This window comes from Haloferax sp. s1, from assembly GCF_058382125.1.
In genome coordinates this window covers 1-6,733 of record NZ_JBZRPK010000529.1, presented here as the reverse complement: position 1 = coordinate 6,733, position 6,733 = coordinate 1, and the positions used below count along the sequence as shown (strand labels likewise).

Below are 6,733 nucleotides of genomic sequence, written 5' to 3'. Positions count from 1 at the left end.
GTTGGGTCGTACTCCTGTTCGACGAGGACACAGCGAGCGCTGTGGCGTCCATCGACTTCGTACTCCGGAATGCGGGTCAGACAGTCAGACATAGCTTTGGGACATCGGTCGGCGAAGAAACACGCGTTCGGCATCTCCGAGTCGATGAGACTCGGAACGTTCCCCGAGATGGGTTCGAGACGGGCGGCGGGGTCGTCAACGTCCGGTATCGACCCGAGTAATCCTTGCGTGTAGGGGTGGACGGGGTTATCGAAAATATCCGCGAGCGACCCCCGCTCGACGACTTCACTGGCGTACATGACGCCGACGCGGTCGCACATCCGAGCGATAACGCCCAGGTCGTGAGTAATCATCAGGATGCTCATCCCCTCTTTTTCCTGCAGGTCGCGGAGCAGGTTGAGAATCTGCGCTTGGATGGTCACGTCGAGCGCCGTCGTCGGTTCGTCGGCGACGAGGATGTCGGGTTCGCCCGCGAGCGCCTGTGCAATCATCGCACGCTGAAGCATCCCGCCGGAGAACTGGTGCGGATACTCGTTTGCGCGGTCTTCCGGGTCGGGGATACCGACTTGGTCCAGCAACTCGACCGCTCTCTCCATGCTTTCGTCGGAGACGTACTCCCGCGAGGGGACGAGTGTGTCCACGATGAGCGAACCGAGACCGTACCCCTGCGTCCGAGAGCGCGTACTCCGTGGGTTCGAGCGGGCGCGGCGCTGTACCTCGACCGCCTCGGCAATCTGCTCGCCGACGGTGATAGAGGGGTTGAAACTACTCATCGGGTCCTGAAACACCATGCTGAACGAGGGGCCGCGGAGCGACCGACGGACGCCTTCCGAGAGTTGTCGGATATCAACGAGGTCGCCGTCGACGGCTTGCGGTTTCGACCCGCGGAACTCGTCGGCGAGGTCGGCGTTGCGGTACCAGACCTCGCCGCTGGTCACGCGACCGGGCGACTCGATGAGGTCGATAACCGACAGTGCGGTGACCGACTTTCCGGACCCCGACTCACCGACGATACCGAATATCTCGCCGTCCTCGATATCGAACGAGACGTTCTCGACGGCGTTGACCTGTCCCTCTTCGGTGAAAAACCGAGTACTGAGACCACGGACTTCGAGAATCTTGTCCGCCATCTTAGACGCCTCCCTCGCCCTCGATACCCGGGTCGAGCGCGTCTCTGAGCCAGTCGCCGACGAGGTTTAGCCCGATGACCGTCACCACGATAGCGAGACCGGGCATCGTCGAAATCCACCACGCGGTCGATTGGTACTGCCGACCGAGGGCGATATCGAAGCCCCACGACACGTCGGCCCCGGAGAACCCGAGGAACGACAGCGCGGATTCGAGGAGGATGATGGCGGCCACCTGAATCGTCGCCAAGACGAGGATGGGTGTGATTGCGTTGGGGAGGACGTGCCGAAGCATCGTCCGCCCATCACTCGCGCCGAGAGCGTGTGCGGCTTTCACGTACTCTTCCTCGCGAATAGAGAGTGCTTCACCGCGCGCGACGCGGGCGAACCAGACCCAGTTGACGAGGGCGACCACGACGATGACCGTCCCCGGAAGCACGGCAGTTTCCGGCATCCCAGTCGGGAGACCGACAGCGGAACGGAACGCCGGGGCGAGCCCAGTCACGACGAACGGGTCGGGGATGGGCGCTTGTGCTTGTCCCCAGACGCCGACGAGGGCGATAGCGAGGACGAGAGAGGGGAACGCGAGCATGATGTCGGCGCTCCGCATCAGCAGGTCGTCGACGCGTCCGCGGTAGAACCCCGCCGACAACCCGACGAGGACACCGATGAGTGCAGCGAGCGACGTTCCGAACAGGCCGACGAGGATGGACGTTCTCGCGCCGTAAATGAGACGAGAGAGGATGTCTCTCCCGTTTCCGTCGGTCCCGAGCGGATGGGCGAGCGTCGCGTTCGTGTAAACAGTTCGCGTCTCGGTGACGACTTCGCCGTTTTCGATGACGACGCTCCCGTTTTCCATCTTCGTGACTTCCTTCGTCTCTTTAGTGCTGAAGCCAATCGGCGGCTGGCGCGCGTTGTCGAGGTCTTGTTTAGACGGACTGTACGGCGAGACAAACGGCGCGAAGATCGCCATCGCGACCATGAAGACGACGACGACGATACCAATCTTCGCGAGAAGACTTCGCTGGAGTTCCCGGCGAAGGTTTCTGCGTGTGCGTTCCGATATCATCGATTAACCTGGAGATTCAATCGTAGGCCACCTGTGGGTTGACGTAGGCGTACAGGGCATCTACGAGGATGTTTACGAGGACGAAGCCGACCGCGACCACGATGAGCGACCCTTGCAGGACCGGCCAGTCGCGGGCGTTGATACTGTTGATGATGAGCGTCCCGAGTCCCGGCCACGCGAAGACGGCCTCCGTGATGACGGCCCCGCCGATGAGCGTGCCGAGTTGGAGCCCGATAACGGTGATGACCGGGATAAGCGTGTTTCGAAGCGCGTGCTTGTAGCGGACCAGCGTCTCCGGGAGCCCCTTCGCCCGCGTCGCACGGACGTAGGTCTGGCCTAACTGGTCGAGCATCCCGCTTCGGGTGAGTCGCGTGATGAGCGCGGTGAAGTACGTCCCGAGCGTGATGGCGGGCAGCGTGATGTGCCACAGCCACGTTCCGAAGCCGTCTATCGCCGCATCAAGGTTACCGCTGGTGAGAAGCCCCACGATGCCGTCGAGACCGATGGGTCGCTGACTCGTCGGGAACAGATTGAACTGCACCGAGAGGACGATGATGAGCATCACCCCGAGCCAGAAGTTCGGGGTGCTGATACCGACGAGCGAGAACACCGTCGCTCCGTAGTCCGCGGGTTCGTGTCGGCGAGTCGCCGAGAGGACGCCCAACGGAATCGCGATGACGATGGCGACGACGGTCGCCGCGATGGCTAGCTCCAGCGTCGCTGGCAACTTCGCAAGGACGCGGGCCGTGACCGGCGTCCGAGTCACGAGCGAGAGCCCAAGGTCGCCGACGGGAACCCCGGAGATGAACTCCCAGTACTGGATGTACAGCGGCTCATTTAGCCCGAGTTCGGCGATGACTTGCGCTCTGACCTCGGGGTCGACGTCGGGGGGCAAGAGCACGTTCGCCGGGTCGCCCGGTGAGATAAACCGGAGACCGAAGACGACCGTGATGACCCCCCAGATGACGAACAGCCCCTGGAGCGAGCGCTTGATGAGGAACCTCGACAGGGACATCGGCTACGGTTGGCTCATCGCGTATGCATCAATGCGCTCGTCGGAGCGGGGTTCCCATTTGATGGCGTTGTTGACGCCGTAGACGCTGAACTGCTGGTTCAGGAATATCCATGGAGCCTGCTCGTGTGCGAGTGCGTTCGCCTCCTGGAGCGTCGCCTCTCGCTCCTCGCCGGACTGGTTTCCGGCCTGTTCGAGAAGCGAATCGAACTCGTCGTTCTTCCACGTGGTGAGCGTCCCGTCCGACGCGAGAAGCGCTTCCATGACGAGACCGCCATCGAAGGTCGCTTCGCCCCAGCCGATGAGGAACCACGGTGGACGCTTTTCGATAGAACCTGCGAGGAGTTCGTCCACGAGCGACCCGAAGTCACGCTGACGAACCGTCGCCGTGACGTTCGGGAGTTCGTCGATGTAGCCGACGACCGCCTGTGCGACTTCGAGGTCCTTCAGATACCGACCGACCGGCGTATTGAGTTCGATTTCGGCACCGGCGTAGCCGGACTCCTCGACGAGTTGCTCGGCCATGTCGGGGTCGTACGGATACGGGTCGATATCGGGGTTGTGACCGACGAACTCGGGAAGCGTCGGCTGGCCCGTCTGTGCGCCGAACCCACCGAGGATATTCTGAACGATACTTTCGAGGTCGATGGCGTAGTTCAGCGCCTGACGGAATTTGACCGAATCGAACGGTTCGAGGTCGTACCGAAGCCCGTTGTAGATAATCCGGGTCGACGGTGCCGCGGCGATGCTGGCATTGTCGGAGTTGTTGATGCGCGAAACCTCCTGTGGCGGGACGTTCACGATGACATCCGTTTCGCCTTGGAGGAGTTGGTTCACGCGCGTACTGGCCTCGGATGCGGCACGGAAGGTGAGTGTATCGACCGCTGCGCGTTCCTGCCAGTACTCTTCGTACGCGGAGAAGACGACGACTTCGTCTTCGGTGTACGAATCGAGTTTGAACGGTCCGGTCCCGTTTACGTTCTGTGCGATGTACGACTTGTCGTTGTTCTCAACCCACGACTGTTGCATCACGTCGAGGTAGGTTGCGAACTCGGAGAACACGATGGGGTTCAGGCCGTCGTTGTTCACCTTGACGGCGTTTTCGCCCTCGATTGCCTCCGCACCGGCGACACCGGCGAGTTGGTCACTCTGTGGGCTCGCGAAGCCGACTTCCTCGTCGACGACGCGGTTGATACTGTACGCCACGTCTTCGGGAGTGAGTTCGTCGCCGTTGTGGAAGGTGACGCCCTCGCGGAGGTCGAACCGAACCGCGTTTTCGCCCTCGATTCGCTCGTAGTTCGTTGCGAGCGCGGTCTGTACTGCGCCGTCGGCGTCGCGGGTCAACACGCCCTCGTACGCGTGCAAGACGACGATAGTCGTCGGTGTTTCGCGGTGGTCGTGCGGGTCGAGACCGGACGGCATCTGCCCCTGTGTAATCGTCACATCGAACGTATCGCCGTTTTCCGACGGCGTCGTGGTCGTCTCAGTCTCGTTCCCCCCACCGGCTGTAGTCGTCGTCTCTGTCCCTTCACCATCATCACCGGTACAGCCGGCGAGTGCAGCCGAGGCCGCTGCGCCGCCTGCTAATTTGAGGTATGAGCGGCGATTAATGTGTGAATTGTTATCAGCCATCGAAGGAAGATTGCGTCGGCCATTCTTATAATTTGCCCGATCACAACCCCAGTATATATTGTCCGACCTATATATTGTTACCAAGCACCATAGTGCATATCCCACTCCAACACGGGGTACGCTTATTAGTCCCCATCGCTGAACGATTTGTATGGCCGTGACCGGCCGTCCTAGCCTCAGGGACTTGTTCGACGAGTCGCCGACGCCCCACATCGCACACCCGCCGCGGACGCACCAACGGCACTTCTACGTCGCGACGGATGGGTCGTACCGTCCGAACGGTGGTGGACTCGGTGTTGTGATAGAGACCCGCGACGGCGAGCGAGTCGCCCGTATCGCGCTTCCAGACGTCGCTCCGGACAACAACGTCTCGGAGTATCGAGCACTCCACCTCGGGTTGGACGTGCTCGCCCACCGGGCACCACCGGGTTCCCGTGTTGGCGTCCTTATCGACCACGACGACCTGGCAGCGAACGTCAACAACGCGGTTCTCGCCAGCGACCACCCAGACTGGAAGTCGCCAAAGCGCATCGTCGTCCCCGCCGGGAGTGAACACCACTGGCGCGGGATTCAGGCTCGAATCTCCGGCTTCGAAGAGATTCGTGCCGCCCGAATCGATAGCCGAGAGAACCCCGCACATCCGCTTGCGAACTCACCGAGCGAGTACGAACACGTCAACAGACGCCCCAATCGGTGCGTGATTCCGGACCCGCCGGAGTTCGAGACGGAAACGGACGCGAGCTACCTGCCGCCGTCCCGGTTCGAAGGTCGGGCGAGCGACTGAACACCGTCAGACCCACGCCTCGACTCACCGGTCGGAGGTTGATGAGCGCGAGCGGTCCCATTCTACGACCCCCCGTCGAAACAGTCCTCCTCGTCAAAAAGTTGACAACGGGGCGTAGCGACAGCTACACCATGGACACGACGGGAGTCGTCGAACCGTTCGACCCCCGAGGATACGGGCTGTCGCCACTCGCCGCGACACTCAGATGCCGTGCACCGCGACTCATCGCCGGCAGTCTCCTCGTAGCGGTTGTCGTCTTCTTCGCCGCTCGGGACCCAGGATACCTTTCGCCGACTGCAGGACTCCGAACAGACGTGTTCGCCAGTGGCTCGCCTGACCTTCTCGTCCGCCTCGAACTGGCCGGACTCGTGGGTGCTCTCGTCGGCGGGACACATCTCGTCTTGCTGACCGGCCGCGACGCCGCGGTCGACCTCCGTTCGGCCGCGAAATACCTCATTTCTGCCGTTGCGGCGTTCATCGTCGGAGTCGGACTGACCTGGTTCGTCGCTCCGAGCGTTGTCGACCTCCTCATCAGTACGGACCGACTCGCATCCGGGTCCCGGCAGGCAATCCTCGAACTCGAACTGTTCTTGCCCGTCGCTGGAGGACTCGGAATGGCTACTGCACCGCTCCTCGTCGGGTTGGCTCGGTCCGGGGCGCTTCCGAGCCGACTCGGTGAGCGGACCAAAGGGATGGCACTCTTGCTTACAGTGGCATTCGCCGCGTTCTTCTCGCCGCCGGACCCGACGACGTTCGCCCTCTACGCGATGCCGCCGCTGGCCGGTGTTGCGGTCGCTGTCGCGTGGATTGACTTCAGGTGACGATTGGGTTGCCTCCGAAAAAATACGACTACCGGACCGATTACTCCTGCTGTGCGTCCACGACCGCAGTCGCTGCGAGGTTGACGATGTCTTTGACTTCGTCGCCGCGCTGTCGTACGCGACCGGGGTTGTCCATGCCGCCGCGCATAGCACCGATGGCCTCCGCGCCGCCGAGGCGCTGGCGGTGTCTGTAACCGATGTTACCCGCCGCGCGGCTCGGGAAGCTGAGGACGTTCGCCTCTCCGTCGAGTTCCGCGACGTTGTAGGGCCCTTCGACGCTTGCTTCGA

Annotated in this window: 7 protein-coding genes; 2 read left to right on the top strand and 5 right to left on the bottom strand. The window is 62.3% G+C overall.

Annotation, left to right across the window (positions count from 1 at the left end; translation table 11 throughout):
* The 4 genes from QT222_RS09000 to QT222_RS08985 all read right to left on the bottom strand — a co-directional run.
* Positions 1-1,130 (bottom strand): ABC transporter ATP-binding protein (locus QT222_RS09000; protein ID WP_491476970.1); only part of this gene is annotated, 1,130 nt, incomplete at its 3' end.
* Between the two features lies 1 nt (position 1,131).
* The gene (locus tag QT222_RS08995; RefSeq protein WP_004059882.1) at positions 1,132-2,196 is read right to left on the bottom strand and encodes an ABC transporter permease; all 1,065 of its coding nucleotides are present in this window, start codon (positions 2,194-2,196) and stop codon (positions 1,132-1,134) included.
* A gap of 16 nt (positions 2,197-2,212) precedes the next feature.
* On the bottom strand, positions 2,213-3,211 hold the full coding sequence (locus tag QT222_RS08990) for an ABC transporter permease (protein ID WP_491476969.1): 999 nt from the start codon (positions 3,209-3,211) through the stop codon (positions 2,213-2,215).
* Positions 3,212-3,214: 3 nt separating this feature from the next.
* Complete coding sequence (locus QT222_RS08985) at positions 3,215-4,840, bottom strand: ABC transporter substrate-binding protein (RefSeq protein WP_004059879.1); 1,626 nt, start codon at positions 4,838-4,840, stop codon at positions 3,215-3,217.
* 151 nt (positions 4,841-4,991) lie between these two features.
* Here QT222_RS08985 and QT222_RS08980 point away from each other — a divergent pair, with 151 nt between their 5' ends.
* Positions 4,992-5,624 (top strand): ribonuclease H family protein, encoded by a 633-nt coding sequence (locus QT222_RS08980; protein ID WP_004059877.1) that lies wholly within the window; start codon positions 4,992-4,994, stop codon positions 5,622-5,624.
* A gap of 131 nt (positions 5,625-5,755) precedes the next feature.
* The gene (locus QT222_RS08975) at positions 5,756-6,445 is read left to right on the top strand and encodes a twin-arginine translocase subunit TatC (RefSeq protein WP_491476968.1); all 690 of its coding nucleotides are present in this window, start codon (positions 5,756-5,758) and stop codon (positions 6,443-6,445) included.
* Positions 6,446-6,485: 40 nt separating this feature from the next.
* Here QT222_RS08975 and QT222_RS08970 read toward each other — a convergent pair.
* Positions 6,486-6,733 (bottom strand): phosphate acyltransferase (locus tag QT222_RS08970; RefSeq protein WP_491476967.1); only part of this gene is annotated, 248 nt, incomplete at its 5' end.